This window comes from Sinorhizobium sp. BJ1, from assembly GCF_002531555.1.
GTDB lineage: Bacteria > Pseudomonadota > Alphaproteobacteria > Rhizobiales > Rhizobiaceae > Sinorhizobium > Sinorhizobium fredii_B.
The window spans coordinates 40,100-57,177 of sequence record NZ_NWTH01000009.1; the positions used below are offsets into that span (position 1 = coordinate 40,100).

Sequence of the window (17,078 nt, forward strand, 5' to 3'; positions counted from 1 at the left end):
ACACATGTTGTACGACTTGCCACAAGCTTTTCGTGCTATAGCTTTAGTTGATCCGTCCGCTTCGCGCCGTGATTGATTTGATGTTCAAGCTGGAGCAGACCAACCGTGACCGGTGATTACCTCAAGGCCCTGATGGGTTTGCAAGCCCGATCGCCCGTGCTGATCTCGCTCTACGATCAGCATGATCGGCTGCGCTTTGCCAATGCGGCATTCCGTTCCACCTATCATGTCGGCGTGAACGATGCTCCGACCTGGGAAGAGATCATGCGCCGCAATCATGCGGCGGGCCGGGGTGTGATAATCGGGACCGACGACATCGATACCTGGATCGCCGCGGCCCTCGAGCGGCGCGGCAACGTGCCGTCCCGCACGTCGGAAACCGAACTGCACGACGGCCGTTCGCTGTGCGTGACGGAGACCGTCGATGAAAAGGGCTGGACGCTGTCGATGGCGGTCGACGTGACCGGCATTCGGGAGGAGGAGCGCAAGCACCGGAAGGACCGGGATTTCGCCTTGCGGGATTCGCCGGTGGAGGAACTGACCCACGTCCCCGACCGCCGCCATACACTCGGAAAGCTTGCCGAATTCATCCAGGACTGCGCCGAGAATCCGCAGATGTGGGGTTGTGTGGCGATCGTCGACATCGATTATTTCAAAGCGATCAACGACCGCTATGGTCCGCAGCGCGCCGACGAGGTCCTGCTCGATTTCGCAGGTCAAATGCAGGGCTTCGTGCGCCGCTCCGACTGCTTCGGGCGCATCGGTGGCGAGGCATTCATGCTGATCCTGCCGGACACGACGGTCAGCGAGTCGAACCTCATTCTCGATCGCCTGTTGGAAAAAATACGCGGCGCCAGGCCGCTGTCGAACATTCCTGAGTTCTACTACACCTGTTCGGTCGGCCTTGCGGAATATCGCGAAGGCGACAAGGTCAGTGACATCTATTCCCGCGCAACCCAGGCGCTCAATCTGGCGAAGCGCGAGGGCCGCGACAGGGTGAAGCGCTATACGCTGCCCGGCTCAGACCACGAGCTCCGCCCGGATCAGACCTCTTAGGGAATTGCCGACATAGAGATGACCTCTGTGAAGGTCGGCGGGCGACAGCCGCGCGACCCTCGCGCGCCGCTGGCAAATGAGTTCCGTCCGCAGAACGCCGGCGAGGAGGCCGCAGGAGATCGGCGGCGTCTTCAGCGCGCCGTGGCCATCGTCGAGGAAGATCGAGGTTATTGTGCCCTCGCAGACCTCGCCCCTCTCGTTGAGGAGGAGGACTTCGTCGGCCTCGGCCGCGAAAAACTCGTTGCGTGCCGTCTCGTAGACGCCGCGCCGCGTCGTCTTCATCCGAAGCAGCCGATCGGCAGAATCGAGCCGTGTCGAAGCGATCCGGACGCGCCACAGTGCATCGGCAGGAAGCGGTGTGAACGGCGCGGTTGTGACCGCTAGAGCGCCTTGACGATCGAGCGTGAGGCGCACGCGCACGGCGCTTTCCGCGTCGCGAACCGCCTCTCTGAGCTGCGCCTCGGCCGCCGCCGCTCCGGCAAAACCGAGGCGGCGGGCGGAGCGCGTCAAACGTGCAAGGTGTAGTCTGAGCCGGACGAAGCCGGCCTCCGGCTCATAGCGTAGCGTCTCGATCAGCGAGAAATCCGTCATCGGGCGATCTCGGCGTCGCCGACGGCGAAGCGGGCCTTCAGCAGGCACTCGTCGTATTCGGCTGCCGCCTTTGAGTCGAAGACGATGCCGCCGCCGACATTGAAGATGGCGCGGCCATCGGGAAACAAGGAAATCGTCCGGATCGCCACACTGAAACGCATCACACCATCGGGTGCGATGAAACCGATCGCCCCACAATAGGCGTCACGGGGGCCGGACTCCAGTTCATGGAGAATTTCCATGGCCCGCATTTTCGGCGCGCCGGTCACCGATCCGCAGGGAAAGAGGGCGGCGAAAATATCGGCGACCGAAATATCGGGCAGCAGCCTGGCGCGCACATGGCTCACCATCTGGTGCACCGTCGGATACGTCTCGATTTCGAAGAGCTTCGGCACATGCAGCGTGCCGACCTCGGTGATGCGGGAGATGTCGTTGCGCAACAGGTCGACGATCATCCGGTTTTCAGCCTGTGTCTTCTCGTCTTCGCGCATCTCCGCGATGATCGCCGCGTCCTCCTCGGCGGTCGCGCCGCGCGGTGCGGTGCCTTTCATCGGATGGGTCTCGATCCAGCCGTCCGGATCGACATGGAAGAACAGCTCGGGCGATCGCGATAGCAGGATCGGTCCGTCGAGCGCCACCAGGGCACCGTATTTGACCGGCTGGCGTTCGATCAGCGACCAGAAGGCGGTGCGCGCGTCGCCAGACCAGCGCGCATGGATCGGCATCGTCAGGTTCGCCTGGTAGCAATCGCCCTGGCGCAGGTGCTGGTGCAGGCGCTCGAAACGCTGGCGATAGGCAGAAAAATCCCAACCGGCCCGGGGTTCGCACAGAAGCGGTTCGTTTTCGACACGTCGCCGCGGCTCGGCGAGCGGATGGCCTTCCGCGGGCGCGTCGAAGACACCGAAGGACATCAGCGGCGTCTCGCGGTTCTCTTCGGCAAAGGGAGTGAGCTTCGCCTCGAAGAGATGCCCCGCCTCATAGGCCATGTAGCCCGCGAGCCATTTCCCGGCGCGGCGGGCAGCCTCGAGTTCGGAAAGTCCGCGCAGGAACTCCGCCCGCGTGCGCGCCGTGATCACGCGCGAAGGCTTGGCGAAGACCATCGTGCGGTTTTCGCTGTCGTCCCGGAAGAGGACAAAGGGCGCGTGTTCAATCATCGAGGCTGGTCGCTGTCAGTCGGTCAACGTTCCGCCCGCCGGGCGTTTCACATCCTATCAAGCGCCTCCAGTTCGTCGATCAGTCCTTCAATCATCGACAGGCCCTGTGCCCAGAACGACGGATCGGCGGCATCGAGCCCGAAGGGCGCCAGGAGTTCGGAATGATGCTTGGTTCCGCCGGCCTTCAGGAGGTCGAAATACTTCTCCTGGAAGCCGCTTTCGGCATTGCGATAGACGGCATAGAGCGAATTCACCAGGCAATCGCCAAAGGCATAGGCGTAGACATAGAAGGGGGAGTGGATGAAGTGCGGGATATAGGCCCAGTAGGTCTCGTAGCCTTCCGAAATGCGGATGGCCGGACCGAGGCTTTCGCCCTGCACCGAGAGCCAGATTTCGCCGAGATCATCGGCGGTCAGTTCGCCCTGCTTGCGCGCGGTGTGGACCTTGCGCTCGAAATCGTAGAAGGCGATCTGGCGCACCACCGTGTTGATCATGTCCTCGACCTTCTGGGCGAGCATGGCCTTGCGCTCGCGCTTGTCCTTGGTCCGGTCGAGGAGGGCGCGGAAGGTCAGCATCTCGCCGAAGACGGAGGCGGTTTCGGCGAGCGTCAGCGGGGTGGACGCCATCAGCGCGCCCTGCCCGCCGGCGAGCACCTGATGGACGCCATGCCCGAGTTCATGGGCGAGCGTCATCACGTCGCGGGGCTTGCCCATATAGTTGACGAGCACGTATGGGTGCACGGAGGGGACCGTCGGATGGGCGAAGGCGCCGGGCGCCTTGCCCGGGCGGACCGGTGCGTCGATCCAGCGGTCGTCGAAGAAACGCCGGGCGATTGCCGCCATTTCCGGCGCGAAGCCATGATAGGCGGATAGAACCGTGTCCTTCGCCTCGCCCCAGGGGATCAGCGCGTTCGGCGTCTCCGGCAACGGTGCGTTGCGGTCCCAGAATTCCATCTGCTCCATGCCGAGCCACTTGGCTTTCAGCGCATAATAGCGATGCGAGAGACGCGGATAGGCAGCCTTGACCGCCGAGGCGAGCGCGTCCACCACTTCGCGCTCGACGCGGTTGGCGAGATGGCGGCTGTCGGCGATATCCTCGAAGCCGCGCCAGCGGTCGGAGATTTCCTTGTCCTTAGCCAGCGTATTGGTGACGAGCGTGAAGGTGCGGATGTTCGCCTTGAAGGTCTCGGCAAGCGCCATGGCGGCCTTCTTCCGGTTTTCCGAGGACGCATCCTGCAAGAGGTTCAGCGTCACCTCGAGCGGTAGCGCTTCCCCGTCGACCGAGAACGTGAGCGACGCAATCGTTTCGTCGAAAAGCCGGTTGAAGGCGTTCGCCCCGGTCATCGATTTTTCGAGGAAGAGCTGCTCCAGCTTGTCGTCGAGCTGGTAGGGCTTGTCCTTGCGCAGGTCGAGAATCCAGGGCTTGTAGTAGGCGGCCAGGCTATCCGCTTCGAGTGCGGTATCGATCACCTTGTCGTCGATCCGGTTGAGCTCCAGCGAGAAGAACAAGAGATGCGCCGATATGTCGGTGAGCTTCGATTGCACGTCGCCGTAAAGCTTGCCGTTCGCCGGATTGGACGTGTCGGAGAAATAGGTGAGGCCGGCGAACGAGGCGATGCGGCCCATCAGGTCCTCGAGCGCCTCGAACGCCTTGACGGCGGCGCCGATACCCTGATCTCCCGTCTTGGCGGCGGCTTCTGCCAGTTTCCCCTTCCACTCCTTTTCGAAGGCGAGCGCGTCGGCTTCCGCCTTAGCAAGGTCGGCGCGGAATTCATCGGAGGCGGCTGAGGCATAGAGATCTTCGAGCCGCCAGGTGGGCAGCTCGCCGAGATTCGCGGCCGAACTGGCCGCCTGCCCGGCCTGCGCACGCACTGCAGAGGGGCCGAAGGCGGCGAGGAGGGGCTGAGCGAGTCTCATCGGCGGTTCTCTCGTTTTGACTACAGCGCCGCGCGTCTTATCGGACGCGCAAAGGTCGCTGTAGCAGTTTGAATCGCTGCATAATTTTGTCCCGAGATCGAATGCGATCTCGGGAATTATGCGGTGAAGGCAGGCAAGCGATATGGGGCGCATTGCTATCGCCCGCAATGGCTAAAATGCAAGCATTTCTCAAAACACGATGTTCAGCCCTTTATGGCACGAATGGCTGGCATGATTTGGCACATGAGGCTGGCCAAAGAGTACCGCGTGTCCAGAGCAGGAGGCTTTCGTGACATCCCATATTCTTGTCATCGATGACGATCCGGTGCAGCGCCGTTTGCTGACGAACATGATCGAGCGGCTCGGCCATGTCGCGCATCACGCCGACAACGGGCGCAGCGGACTCGAAATGCTCGAGCGCAGGGGCAGCATGATCAATGTCATCCTGCTCGACCTCTTGATGCCGGAGATGAACGGTCACGGCTTTCTCGAGGCGCTTGCCGAACGGGGTATCGACACGCCCGTCATCGTCCAGACAGGACAGGGCGGCATCGAGACGGTGGTGCAGGCGATGCAGGCGGGCGCCTTCGATTTCCTCGTCAAGCCGGTCTCTCCGGAGCGGCTGTCGATCGCCATCGGCAACGCGCTGAAGATGGCTAGCCGCGACGGGCGGGTCAAAACCGCTCGCCGGCCGCGCGGTGGCGCCGTCGGCTTCGACGATATCGTTTCCGCAAGCCCGGCGATGATCCGCGTCCTCGATCTGGCGCGGCGGGCCGCGCAATCGAACATCCCGATCGTGCTCGAGGGTGAGTCCGGGGTCGGCAAGGAGATGGTGGCACGGGCGATCCAGGCGGCAAGCGACCGGGCAAGCAAGCCCTTCATTACCGTCAACTGCGGTGCCATCCCGCACAACCTCGTCGAGAGCATCCTCTTCGGCCACGAGAAGGGCGCCTTTACCGGCGCGACCGAAAAGCACAGCGGCAAGTTCGTCGACGCCGACGGCGGCACGCTCTTCCTCGACGAGATCGGTGATCTGCCGCTCGAGGTTCAGGTGAAGCTGCTGCGGGCCGTCCAGCAGGGCGAGATCGAGACCGTCGGTGCACGCCAGCCGCAGCGGGTGAACGTGCGGCTGATCTCGGCCACCAACAAGGATCTGATCAACGAGGTGCGCGAAGGGCGCTTCCGCGAAGACCTCTACTACCGCCTCAACGTCTTCCCGATCACCATTCCCGCCCTGCGCCGGCGCAAGGAGGACATTCCCGTGCTGGTGCGCGCCTTCGTCGAGCGCTTCACCGCAGAGCAGAGGCTCAACCACCCTGTGGCGGTTTCGAGCGGGGCGATGGCGTTGCTGACCGCCTATGACTGGCCCGGGAATATTCGCCAGCTTGAAAACGCCATCTTCCGCGCTGTCGTGCTTGCCGAAGGCGGCGAACTCACGGTCAAGGACTTTCCGCAAATCGCCACTCAGATACCGGGTTACGTCGTTGCCGACCGCAGCGGGTACTCCTGGGGCGAGACGGGGCCGGAAGGCCGCCGCCCGGTGGCTGCCGCCGCTGCGATCGTTCTCCCCTCGCGCGCCGACATTCCGGAAAGGTCCGTGCCCTGGGAACCGGTGCCCGACGGACGGTTCGACAATGCCATCGCCAGCGTCGACGAGGGCGGCGAAGTGCGCAAACTGGCCGAGGTCGAGGAGGAACTGATTCGTTTTGCGCTGAAGTTCTATCGGGGCCAGATGAGCCAGGTGGCCCGCAAACTGGGTATTGGACGCTCCACGCTCTATCGAAAGCTCAAGGATTACGGCATCGATCCGGACAATCCACTGCGCGAAGCGGCATAAAATCGACGCATTCACACCTCATTTGCCGTGCAATTCGGTCACCGCTGTTTAGACCTTGTTAGGAAACTGTTCACTATATTATAAGGGGCGGTGACTACTGTGGCATAATTGCCATGCTGTCACCTTATTTGACAGTCATCTGAGACAGCAAAGCACGGTTGTCCGTCGGACGGGGATTGAATGCCAAATTTGTTCGGTTTGGAGGAACCTATCGGTTCCCTAACGCGCAGAGTCTGTTCGGCGATTGCCCGCAAGGCGCCGCAGGTTCTTGCCTCCATCGCTTTGGCGGCGTCCCTCGTCACGCCTGGAATGGCGCCGCCGGTCGAGGCCGCCGGCCAGACCCGGACATTGAAGCTCTACTTCATCCATACCAAGGAGAAGGCGCAGATCACCTTCAAGCGCAACGGTCGCTACGACTCCAAAGGCTTGCAGCAGATCAACCGGCTCCTGCGTGACTGGCGGCGGAACGAGCCGACCAAGATGGACCCGCGTCTCCTGGACCTTATCTGGGAAGTCTACCAGAAGAGCGGATCGCGCGATTACATCCACGTCGTCTCTGCCTATCGCTCGCCCGCCACCAACGGCATGCTGCGGTCCCGTTCGAAGGGCGTCGCCAAGAAGAGCCAGCATATGCTCGGCAAGGCGATGGACTTCTATCTGCCCGACGTGAGGCTCAAGACGCTGCGCGAGATCGGCATGAAGTTCCAGGTCGGCGGCGTCGGCTATTATCCGACCTCGGGATCGCCCTTCGTGCACATGGACGTCGGTGGCGTGCGCGCCTGGCCGCGCATGACCCGCAACGAGCTGGCGCGGCTCTTCCCCGACGGCAAGACGATGCACATCCCAGCCGACGGCAAGCCGCTACCGGGCTTCCAGCAGGCTGTTGCCGACTACAAGCGGCGCGTCGGCGCGTCGGCGATCGAGGTCGCCGGCGGTGGCGCCAAGGGACCGGGCGACGTTGGCGGCAAGCGCCGCAACCTCTTCGCCGCGCTCTTCGGCGGCGGTGGGGATGAGGACGAAGAACCGACGGCGATCGCTGCCGGCGCCGGCGGCGACGAGGAAGCCCCTGCCAAGGTTCAGACCGCGTCGGCTGCGGCAGATCAGGAGGCGCTGCCCGGCGTCGCAGGTTCGGTCGCCGGTGCGCCGGCGGACGAACAGCAGGATATCAACGCGCCGGTACCCGCCGTGCGCCCGGCCTTCAAGAATGCACCGGCCGAAGCCGGCGTAGCCGTGGCGCTCGTTGCACCGGAAAAGAACAGTGCCCAGGAGGCCTTGGCGGCCGCCATGCCGCAGACGGCGGAAACGCCATCCGAGTTTGCGGATCTCGGCTCGCTCAAGGTGCCGGTTCCGCAAATGTTGGAGCGGGGTGACATGAACCCGCTGATGGGCGGCGAAACACTGGTGGCCTCTGCCAACGGCCAGACGTCTGAACTCGGCTTCGTGCCGGTGCCGGGAATGCGTCCGGCCGGGGAAGCGGCGCTGGCCGCCGTCGCCGAAGCCAAGGTCACCGGCCCGCTCGTTCCGGAGCGCCCGGCTGCAGCGGCATCCGTTGCCGAGACGATTGACATGGGCCGGCCGGCGGAGACGCGTGTCGCACTCGCGGCTCCGACCGTCGGCGAGCGTCCTGAGCCGGTGATCCAGATGGCCGCCTATGCGCCGCAGTCCGACACCAATTCACGGGCCGCGATCTTCGACAGCGCCTTCGACACCGAGGCAGACTTGCCTTCGAAGGGCGCCCGTCCGAGGAGGCAGGATGCGGAGGCGGCAAGCCGCTCCTCCGTCCGGACGGAGCCGAAGCTGACGAAGAAGATCATTTCCGAATGGGCGCTCTCGACCGGTCGCGTCGCCACGCTGTCGAAGCCCGTCAAGGCACCGCGTTTCGTCAGCAGCTCGCTCAGGGCCGCGCCGACGACCGTCTATGCGGCCGGCTTCAACAGCAATGCGGGAACCGCGGTCGACACGGCTCGCTTCAGCGGCAATGCCGTGAACTTCATGGAAGTGAAGAAGTTCAGTACCAACTGAGCTCGTCTCCGGACACGAAAAAGCCCGCCAGACCGGCGGGCTTTTTGTTGAAAGCCGTTTTCGACCGTATCACGCGGCGTCCTCGGCCACCGGCACCATGCCCAGCGCCTGCAGATAGGTGTCGAGGATCGCTTCCTGCTCTATCCGCTCGTCCTGGTCCTGCTTGCGGATCGAGATGACCTTGCGGAGGATCTTCGTGTCGAAGCCCATGGACTTGGCTTCGCCATAGACATCCTTGATGTCGTCGGCGATCGTCTTCTTTTCCTCTTCCAGCCGTTCGATCCGTTCGATGAAAGCGCGAAGCTGGTCGCGCGCGAAGCCTTGAGCATCCGACATTGTCTTCTCCTATTGGGGATGAATTCTTGGGTGCTGTGACCTGCCGCGAACGATCGCCGAGGTCAAGGGCGATTGCGCAACACGGGGCTCAAATCTCAGCAAGTCCGCACCGAGCGGCGCCGGCCGGCGGGTTTGAGCGGCACGGCGGCGAAGCCCAAGTCGCCTACTTCGGCCGATTGTGCTCGAAGCCGTCCTTCTGTTCGGCGGATGCGTCGCTCTGGAAACGCTCTCGCCATTCCTCATATGGCATGCCGTAGATGATCTCGCGCGAATCTTCCTTGCTCATCTCCTTGCCTGCGGATTCCGCCGCCTCGCGATACCAATTCGACAGGCAGTTGCGGCAAAAGCCGGCTAGGTTCATCAGGTCGATGTTCTGGACGTCGCTGCGGGTCCGCAGATGCTCGACCAGCCGGCGGAAGGCGGCGGCCTCGAACTCGGTGCGCTGCTGCTTGCTGAGCTCGGTCATGGGATATGTCTCCTTTCCTCAGCCGTCATAAAGCGTGTCTTGCTTTACGCATGTTCGTAGTTCCAAAACCGCGCACTTTTGGGCGACACGCGTTAGGCGCCCGTTCGCGAAGGATAGCGCTGATAGGCGTGAAGCGCCGGCATGGCGTTGAGTTCTGCCAGGATCGGCGCCAGCCGCTCGGCCCAGGCGGCGACGCCTGCCGCATCGGAGATCAGGTCCTGCCTCACCTCGATCAAGGCATGGGCGATGCCAGGTGTCATGCAGTGCCGGAACATGGTATCGCCCCTTAGCGCGCCGTCATAGGGCTCGTTGTTGCCGACGACGACGTCGCCGGCCGCCTCGAGCTTCTCGATCAATGGGAAGACGGCGCGGGGGTCGTTGTCCCAGAGCACCGCCGCATGCCAGGGGCGCGGGATACCCTTCCAGGCGGGCGTGAAGGAATGCAGCGAGATCACCAGCGGCGCCTTTCCGCCGGCGGCCGCGGCCTCGGCGATGGTTTGCGAGATGGCCTGGTGGTAGGGCCGGTGGAAGCGATTCAGCCGGTTCTGCCATTCCTCGTCGGAGATCGGATGGTTGCCGGGCACGATCGCGCCGTCCGAGATCTTCATGATCAGCGTCGGGTCGTCCTCGCCTCTGTTGGGGTCGATCAGCAGGCGTGAGAAGCAGCCGAGGACCGCCGGCGCGTCCAGTGCCGCCGACAATTGCCGCACCAACGGCTCGATGCCGATGTCGTAGGCTATGTGCCGCTCGAAGGCGCTGTCGGCAAGGCCGAGCCGCCCGTATTCCGGAGGAATCCGGTTCATGGCGTGGTCGGCAAGAAGGACGAGGCCCTTTTCCGGTTTGCCGTTGATGATTTCAAAGGGGGAGTAGTGCCGCATTCCGATCCCGTGTCGCTCTCCAACGTTCGGCATCTGATCGCACGCAAAATTGCGCGTCGCAATAAAAAGGCGTGAGTTCAGGGCCTTCTGTCACAGCAATGGCAAATATAATCGATTAGAGTTGCGTTGACTTTCCGGGCTGGCCGTCGCAAGAAAGTGCCACGCAATTCAAAAACGGAGTTCCGCAGGAAGCCGTGTCTAGATATCCTTTTTCCAAAGCGAAGCCGGGGTCGACGACGTTAGGAGCTATCCTCCTGTATTCCTTGGTAGTCTCCGGCGCACTTCTGTTTTCTGGCGAAGCACGGGCCGACTTTCGCGTTTGCAACGGGACGCAGCAGCTGGTCGGCGTGGCGATCGGCTATCGCGCCAAGGACGGCTGGATCACCGAGGGTTGGTGGCAGGTGCCAGCAACGACCTGTGCGACGCTGATCGAGGGCGAACTCGAGTCCCGCTACTACTATCTCTATGCGGAAGACGCTGCCAAGGGCGGCCGCTGGACCGGCGACATCAACATGTGCGTCGCTGAAAACGAGTTCAAGATCGTCGGCGTGCAGGACTGCTATGCGCGTGGCTTCCAGCGCATGGGATTCAAGGAATATGACACGGGGCGGCAGGGGAGCTGGATGGTTCAGCTTTCCGATACGCCCGGCACGCAGGAAAGCCAGAATTGATGAGACGGAACAGAAAAGTCAAAATCCTCGCCACGCTCGGGCCGGCATCGGCCGAGGAGCAGATGATCCAGAAGCTGCACGAGGTGGGGGCCGATCTGTTCCGCATCAATATGAGCCATGCAAGCCATGAGGTCATGCGCACGCTCATCGAACGGATTCGCAATGTCGAAGCGCGCTGCGGCCGGCCGATCGGCATCCTTGCCGACCTGCAGGGGCCGAAGCTGCGCGTCGGCAAGTTCGCTGAAGGCAAGGTCGACCTCAAGGTCGGTCAGACGTTCACGCTCGACAACCGGGACGTGCCCGGCGACACCAAGCGCGTCTATCTTCCGCATCCTGAGATTCTCGAGGCGGTGAAGCCCGGCGACCGCTTGCTGATCGATGATGGCAAGCTGCATCTGCGAGCCGAGAAGACTGACGGCAAGAGCATTGTCACCACGGTCGTTTCCGGCACCAGGATTTCGGACCGCAAGGGCGTCAGCCTGCCAGATACGCTGCTCGGCGTCGGCGCACTGACCGACAAGGACCGGACCGATCTCGATGCCGTGCTCGCCACCGGCCAGGTCGACTGGGTGGCGCTTTCCTTCATCCAGCGCCCGGAGGACATTGCCGAGGTCCGCAAGATCGCTCGCGGCCGCGTGGGGTTGATGTCGAAGATCGAAAAGCCGCAGGCGATCGAACGCATCGACGAGATCATCGAGCTTTCCGACGCGCTGATGGTGGCGCGCGGCGATCTCGGTGTGGAAATGCCGCTCGAATCCGTCCCCGGCCTGCAGAAGCAGCTGACGCGCGCCTGTCGGCGTGCCGGCAAGCCCGTCGTCGTTGCGACGCAGATGCTCGAATCCATGATCTCCTCGCCGGTGCCGACACGCGCCGAGGTCTCGGACGTCGCAACCGCCGTGTTCGAAGGCGCCGATGCGGTCATGCTTTCGGCCGAATCCGCCTCCGGCGAATACCCCGTCGAAGCGGTCGCAACTATGGCTTCGATCGCCAGCAACGTCGAACGCGACCCGCATTATTCCGGCATCATCTACGCCCAGCGCACGCCACCGGAGGCAACCGGCGCCGATGCCATTTCCCTTGCCGCCCACCAGATCGCCGAGACGCTCAATCTCGCGGCGATCGTCACCTATACATCGTCCGGCGCCACCGGCTTGCGCGCAGCGCGCGAGCGGCCGCAGGTGCCGGTCGTCGCCCTTTCGCCGATCGTTCAGACGGCACGTCGTCTCTCGGTCGTTTGGGGCCTGCATTGTGTCGTCACGGAGGATGCGACCGACCTCGACGACATGGTCAATCGGGCCTGCCGCATCGCCGTTTCCGAAGGCTTCGGCAAGCCTGGCGATCGCATCATCATTTCCGCCGGCGTGCCGCTCGGAACGCCCGGTGCCACCAATATGCTGCGCATTGCCTATATCGGCTCGGACGGACGTACCGGCGTATAAGCAATCTCCGTTATCGCACTGTTGTTCGTCAGGCGGGCTTCGGCCCCCTTGCGACTTCTTGCAGGTCGCGCGGCTTTCCGGAGATCTTCTCGATGGCGGCGACGACAAGGTCGGTCACCACGTAATCGGGCTTGTGGCCCAAATTGCTGATCCACAGCAGTTCCGATCCCTTGATGGATGCCGCAAGCCCGCGGGAATGGATATCGGCGAGAACGATCCCGTCCTGGTCGCCGGTGATGATGACGGTCGGCGCGGAGATTTCCGCATAGCGCGGCGACATCTGCGTGACGTAAGCATGCAGATTGGCGACGTCGACGGCATTGTTGAGAAAGGTGGCAGGTCTCAGAACGAGGTGCGGCGCCGTATTGGCAATGTAGTCTGTCGGACGCGGATTGGGCCAAAATATCGTCTGCGTGACCCGATCAATGCGTCCCAATCCAAGCGGAATGACCGCGGTATTGGCGAAAAACCAGCCGACAAAGGGTAGCGTCGCGAAGGTGATATGCCAGTCGACGCCTCCCGGCCAGGGATGCGTCGCTGGCGCGAGCAGAACGACGCCTTCGGTTCTTTCCGGATGGTGAAGTGCGAGGCTGGCGGCGATCGCGGCGCCGAAGGAGTGGCCGACGATGATCGCGCGGGAGATGCCGCGCTTGTCCATCAGACGGACAATGGCGTCGGCCTGGCCGTCCGGCCGAGCATTGGCCGGTCCGCCGCGCTCCGAATAGCCATGGCCTGGCCGATCGACGAAGAGCATTTCGGCACGGCCGTCAAGCGCCGGCAGAAAGGCGTGCAACTGGTCGCGAAGATTACCGCCGGCACCATGAATGAAGACGACCGCAGGTAAATCCGCCGTCCCTCTCGGCCGGATATGGACAGAGTTCATTCGAAAACCGCCGACGTCGACCAACTCGCCGCTGTTCGGGAATCGTGTCGCGATCCTGTGCGCCTGCCATTGGCTGTGGCCGAATGCTGCGAGGACGAGAACGGCGAGGATCAGAACAGCCAGGAACATGCGTCGGTCATATCGAGATCGTAGCTGCTATCAGCGCGTCGCGGTCCGTCACGTCCGGCTGCCCGCGAGCCTCTCGGCGAGTTCCCCGAACTGCTCCTGTGCCTTGCGGTCGGAAGGATAGATATCGAGGAATTGCTGCCATGCCCGCATCGCCAACTCGTTCTTGCCGGCGGTCTCCAACATGGTGGCCATGCCGGCGATCGCGCCGAAATGCCGGGGTTCGATCGCCAGTACGCGGTATATGTCGGACATCGACTTCCGGTAGTTGCCCATCTGGTAATGCACCGTCGCGCGGCGATTCCAGCCTTCGACGTAGCTGGGAGCAAGCACGATGACCTGGTCGAGTATATCGAGCGCCACCGGCTTCTTGTCATCGGCGATCGCCTTGTCAGCCGATTGCATCAGCAGGTTCACCGTGGCGCTGCCGGACTCCTGCCACTCGAGGCGAATGCGGTCGGCGAGTTCCCGCGCCTTGTTTTCGTCGCGTTCCTTCTTGAGGTCGAGGAACAGGACATCGAGACGTTGCTCGGGTGTCGTAAGACTTGCCGCCTCCGGCTGAGGCGCGGGTTCGGCCGCCTGCAGGAGACTGCCGGTTGCCATTGAAGCGGCGAGGGCGAAACACGCCAGAATCAAGTTCACAAAAAAGCGCATGGCGGACATCGTAGCCCGCCATGGAACAAGATCAAATCAAATATGCAGGATCACCGAAGCGATCCGCCATCAGGCCGGCGGCAAACGGGTGCCGCCGCAGAACCTCAGCCCTGACGTGCCTTGAAGCGCGGGTTCGACTTGTTGATGATGTAGACGCGACCCTTGCGGCGAACCAGGCGGTTTTCGCGGTGGCGGGTCTTCAGCGACTTGAGCGAATTCTTGATCTTCATTTTTCCTGATCCGCAGGTTTCGGGGAATGAAATTCGCCCGGTAATTCCAACAATCAAAAGCGCGCCATTCAGCGCGCTCTTCAAGTAGGCAGGCACATACCTTGTCGCCCCCCTCGTGTCAACCGCGGGACCGCGGGATTTCGACAGGCGTGCGCGCAATCCTGTGGCCAACGGGCTCAGGTCAGGCGGGTGAAATGACCCATCTTGCGGCCGGGGCGCGCCTCGGCCTTGCCGTAGAGATGAACCAGTACGTTCGGTTCGGCAAGCAAGTTCGACAGTTCGCCAATGTCGTCGCCGATGAGGTTCTGCATCACGCAGTCCGAGTGACGCGAAGAGTCACCGAGCGGCAGGCCGGCAATGGCCCGGATATGCTGCTCGAATTGCGAAACGACGCAGGCGGCTTCCGTCCAGTGGCCGGAATTGTGGACGCGCGGGGCAATCTCGTTGACGACGACGCTGCCGTCGGCAAGCACGAAGAACTCGACGCCGATCACGCCGACATAGCCGAGCGCCGCGAGAATGGCGGTCGCAGCCTTGCGCGCAGCCTCTGATGTCGCGTCGGTGACCGATGCGGGCACGGTCGAGGTGTGGAGAATGCCGTTCCGATGCACGTTTTCCGCCGGATCGAAACAGGCCGTGGCGCCGTCAGGGCCGCGCGCGGCGATGATCGAGATTTCCCGTTGGAACGGCACGAAGCTTTCGAGGATCAGCGGCACGTGACCCAAAGCAGCGAAGGCGCCGGAAGGATCGTCCTCGCCAGAACGGAAGACGCGCTGCCCCTTGCCGTCATAGCCGAGGCGGCGGGTCTTCAGCACGCCCGCCCCGTCGAAATCGGCAAGCGCCGCTTCGAGATCCGCCTGGCTGTCGATGGCGTGGAAACGGGCCGTGGCAATGCCGCAGCCATTGATGAAGCGCTTCTCGACCAGCCGGTCCTGCGCGACTTCCAGCGCCTTCGGCGGCGGGAAGACCGGCCGCGTTGCCGCCAGCCGCTCGGCTGCGGCGACGGGAACGTTCTCGAACTCGTAGGTGATCAGGTCGGAGATCCGGGCGAGCTCATCGAGCCCGTGCGGATCGTCATAGGCCGCGACGATCTGGGCGTTCGCCGCCTGGGCGGCGGGACTGTCCGGCTGGGGCTCCAGAATGACGGTGCGAAAATTCAGCCGCGCAGCCGCCATGGCCAGCATGCGGCCGAGCTGGCCGCCACCGATGATTCCGATGGTTTTCATGCCTGGTCTACCGGGTACTCGGCAACCGAAACGGTCTGCTGTTCGCGCCAGTCGTCGAGGCGGTCGGCAAGGTCGTCATCGCTGAGCGCGAGGACGGCAGCGGCTAGCAGGGCGGCGTTGACGGCCCCCGCCCTGCCGATCGCCAGCGTGCCGACCGGAATGCCGGCTGGCATCTGGACGATCGAGAGCAGGCTGTCCTGACCGGAGAGCGCCTTTGACTGCACCGGAACGCCGAAAACCGGCAGCGGTGTCATCGCGGCGCACATGCCCGGCAGATGGGCAGCCCCGCCGGCGCCGGCGATGATCACCTTGAAACCCTCGTCGCGGGCGCCCTTGGCAAAACGAACGAGCCGGTCGGGTGTGCGATGAGCCGAAACGATGCGGGCTTCATAGGCGATGTCGAGGGCCTCGAGCGTATCGGCCGCGTTCTTCATCGTCTCCCAGTCCGACTGGCTTCCCATGATGATGGCGACGGGCGGGGTCGTGGTTTCGGTCACTCTGTCAGGGTCCGTGTCAGGCGATAATGTCGGGGATGATCTGGTCTTCGATCTTGCTGATCTTGTCCTTGATGGCCAGCTTCTTCTTTTTCATGCGCTGGATGCGCAGCGCGTCGCAGCCGGTCTCGATCATGGCATTGATGGCAACATCGTAGTCTTCATGCTCCTGCCTCAGGCGCGCTATGGTCAGTCTGAGTTCGGCCTGGTCCTGGTCCGGCATGCAAAACGATCCCCATAAGCCCGACCGCATTCACGCCGCGATCCGGAATTTCCTGCGCCGCTCTAGCACATCTTGGGCGGTGACGGGAAGTTATCCGACGTCATCATTTCGCCTTCGACAAATGAAAAATGGCATGGCACACTAGTAAGGTTACAACCATGGAACATCCGGCATTTGCGTGCCGGATGCAAGCAAAAGGAAGGGACTGCCAATGACCATTGAGGCTCATCTTGCAACGCTTGAGAAAAAACATGGCGCCCTGGAACAGGAGCTGCATGAAGCCCTCAATTCTCCCTCCTGTGAGGACGAGTTGATCAGCGAGCTCAAGCGGCGGAAGCTGCGCATCAAGGACGAAATCGAAAGACTCCGTTCCTCGACACACTGATTGTGAACGGTATTTCCCGCGTTTTCGGGAGGCGTCGTTTCGTTGAGACGAGATGACGCGACTAAGGTCAAAAACAATCCCCATGACTGACGGATCGCTCGACCAGGCTCACGGCCCGGTCGAGGGATCTGGGCGATTACTTTCACCCAGCCGCGGCGGGAACGAACCGCGGATTCAACTCGTCAGGACCAGAACTGGTCGAGCCATAGATTGAGGTGATCGAAGCCGGGTCTGTGGATGGCGTAGATGCGCCTGGTGCCGCTCGTCGACACCGATACGAGATTGCAATCGAGCAGCGCCTTCAAATGCTGCGACACCGCCGGCCGGCTGATCGGCAGCCCCTCGGCGAGTTCGTTGACAGTCTTGGGCGCGCGTCGCAGTTCCTCCAGCAAGTAACGCCGGTTCGGATCCGCGATGGCATCGAATGGGTCCGCGATCGTCATGACCAGGACGTTAAGCGAATTCGCTGCGAGCGGCAAGAAAATTGTGCA

Annotated in this window: 17 protein-coding genes and 2 pseudogenes; 6 read left to right on the forward strand and 13 right to left on the reverse strand. The window is 62.8% G+C overall.

The features are described from left to right. The first annotated feature begins 105 nt into the window (after positions 1–105). Complete coding sequence (locus CO676_RS14685) at positions 106–1,056, forward strand: sensor domain-containing diguanylate cyclase (RefSeq protein ID WP_097521615.1); 951 nt, start codon at positions 106–108, stop codon at positions 1,054–1,056. Here CO676_RS14685 and CO676_RS14690 read toward each other — a convergent pair. Genes CO676_RS14690 through CO676_RS14700 form a run of 3 tightly spaced genes read right to left on the reverse strand, consistent with a single transcriptional unit; the run spans position 1,021 to position 4,717 of the window. Further along, the gene (locus CO676_RS14690) at positions 1,021–1,647 is read right to left on the reverse strand and encodes an aminotransferase class IV family protein (RefSeq protein ID WP_097521616.1); all 627 of its coding nucleotides are present in this window, start codon (positions 1,645–1,647) and stop codon (positions 1,021–1,023) included. The two genes, CO676_RS14685 and CO676_RS14690, sit on opposite strands and share 36 nt — an antisense overlap. Next, the gene (locus tag CO676_RS14695; RefSeq protein ID WP_097521617.1) at positions 1,644–2,801 is read right to left on the reverse strand and encodes an aminodeoxychorismate synthase component I; all 1,158 of its coding nucleotides are present in this window, start codon (positions 2,799–2,801) and stop codon (positions 1,644–1,646) included. Before CO676_RS14695 ends, CO676_RS14690 begins: the two co-directional genes overlap by 4 nt. Positions 2,802–2,848: 47 nt before the next feature. Further along, entirely contained in the window at positions 2,849–4,717 is a 1,869-nt protein-coding gene (locus tag CO676_RS14700; protein WP_097521746.1) for a M3 family oligoendopeptidase, read from the reverse strand. Positions 4,718–5,006: 289 nt separating this feature from the next. Here CO676_RS14700 and CO676_RS14705 point away from each other — a divergent pair, with 289 nt between their 5' ends. After that, positions 5,007–6,554 (forward strand): sigma-54 dependent transcriptional regulator, encoded by a 1,548-nt coding sequence (locus CO676_RS14705; RefSeq protein ID WP_097521618.1) that lies wholly within the window; start codon positions 5,007–5,009, stop codon positions 6,552–6,554. Between the two features lie 180 nt (positions 6,555–6,734). Next, positions 6,735–8,576 (forward strand): DUF882 domain-containing protein, encoded by a 1,842-nt coding sequence (locus CO676_RS14710; protein WP_097521619.1) that lies wholly within the window; start codon positions 6,735–6,737, stop codon positions 8,574–8,576. Between the two features lie 69 nt (positions 8,577–8,645). Here the strand turns inward: CO676_RS14710 and CO676_RS14715 are convergent, their stop codons facing one another. The 3 genes from CO676_RS14715 to CO676_RS14725 all read right to left on the reverse strand — a co-directional run bounded on the left by CO676_RS14715 (position 8,646) and on the right by CO676_RS14725 (position 10,256). Then, entirely contained in the window at positions 8,646–8,912 is a 267-nt protein-coding gene (locus CO676_RS14715; protein ID WP_014765899.1) for a DUF2312 domain-containing protein, read from the reverse strand. A gap of 163 nt (positions 8,913–9,075) precedes the next feature. After that, positions 9,076–9,378: a DUF1244 domain-containing protein gene (locus tag CO676_RS14720; protein ID WP_097521620.1), complete on the reverse strand. Its 303-nt coding sequence runs from the start codon at positions 9,376–9,378 to the stop codon at positions 9,076–9,078. Positions 9,379–9,470: 92 nt separating this feature from the next. Continuing rightward, positions 9,471–10,256, reverse strand: a complete 786-nt coding sequence (locus CO676_RS14725; protein ID WP_097521621.1) for an N-formylglutamate amidohydrolase — start codon at positions 10,254–10,256, stop codon at positions 9,471–9,473. A gap of 299 nt (positions 10,257–10,555) precedes the next feature. Between CO676_RS14725 and CO676_RS14730 the strand changes: the two are divergent. After that, a pseudogene (locus CO676_RS14730) lies at positions 10,556–10,927 on the forward strand (DUF1036 domain-containing protein); the annotation flags it as partial. After that, positions 10,927–12,366, forward strand: a complete 1,440-nt coding sequence (gene pyk, locus CO676_RS14735) for a pyruvate kinase (protein WP_014765895.1) — start codon at positions 10,927–10,929, stop codon at positions 12,364–12,366. The pseudogene CO676_RS14730 and the gene pyk, both read left to right, overlap by 1 nt. On the opposite strand, the pseudogene CO676_RS14740 reads toward pyk, so the two are convergent. From CO676_RS14740 to CO676_RS14765, 6 genes and pseudogenes are all read right to left on the reverse strand, one after another. Next, positions 12,333–13,378, reverse strand: a pseudogene (locus CO676_RS14740) (alpha/beta hydrolase). The gene pyk and the pseudogene CO676_RS14740 sit on opposite strands and share 34 nt — an antisense overlap. A 48-nt stretch (positions 13,379–13,426) precedes the next feature. Continuing rightward, the gene (locus CO676_RS14745; protein ID WP_097521622.1) at positions 13,427–14,038 is read right to left on the reverse strand and encodes a hypothetical protein; all 612 of its coding nucleotides are present in this window, start codon (positions 14,036–14,038) and stop codon (positions 13,427–13,429) included. 95 nt (positions 14,039–14,133) lie between these two features. Beyond that, complete coding sequence (gene ykgO / locus CO676_RS14750; RefSeq protein ID WP_012709334.1) at positions 14,134–14,259, reverse strand: type B 50S ribosomal protein L36; 126 nt, start codon at positions 14,257–14,259, stop codon at positions 14,134–14,136. Between the two features lie 176 nt (positions 14,260–14,435). Further along, positions 14,436–15,485: a 5-(carboxyamino)imidazole ribonucleotide synthase gene (locus CO676_RS14755; protein WP_097521623.1), complete on the reverse strand. Its 1,050-nt coding sequence runs from the start codon at positions 15,483–15,485 to the stop codon at positions 14,436–14,438. Further along, entirely contained in the window at positions 15,482–15,946 is a 465-nt protein-coding gene (gene purE / locus CO676_RS14760) for a 5-(carboxyamino)imidazole ribonucleotide mutase (RefSeq protein WP_037389346.1), read from the reverse strand. Before purE ends, CO676_RS14755 begins: the two co-directional genes overlap by 4 nt. Before the next feature lie 52 nt (positions 15,947–15,998). Next, the gene (locus tag CO676_RS14765) at positions 15,999–16,202 is read right to left on the reverse strand and encodes a DUF465 domain-containing protein (RefSeq protein WP_012709331.1); all 204 of its coding nucleotides are present in this window, start codon (positions 16,200–16,202) and stop codon (positions 15,999–16,001) included. Positions 16,203–16,413: 211 nt separating this feature from the next. On the opposite strand from CO676_RS14765, the gene CO676_RS14770 reads away from it, so the two are divergent. Beyond that, positions 16,414–16,587, forward strand: a complete 174-nt coding sequence (locus CO676_RS14770) for a DUF465 domain-containing protein (RefSeq protein ID WP_014765888.1) — start codon at positions 16,414–16,416, stop codon at positions 16,585–16,587. A gap of 182 nt (positions 16,588–16,769) precedes the next feature. Here the strand turns inward: CO676_RS14770 and CO676_RS14775 are convergent, their stop codons facing one another. Next, positions 16,770–17,030, reverse strand: a complete 261-nt coding sequence (locus tag CO676_RS14775; protein WP_014765887.1) for a metalloregulator ArsR/SmtB family transcription factor — start codon at positions 17,028–17,030, stop codon at positions 16,770–16,772. Between the last annotated feature and the right edge of the window lie 48 nt (positions 17,031–17,078).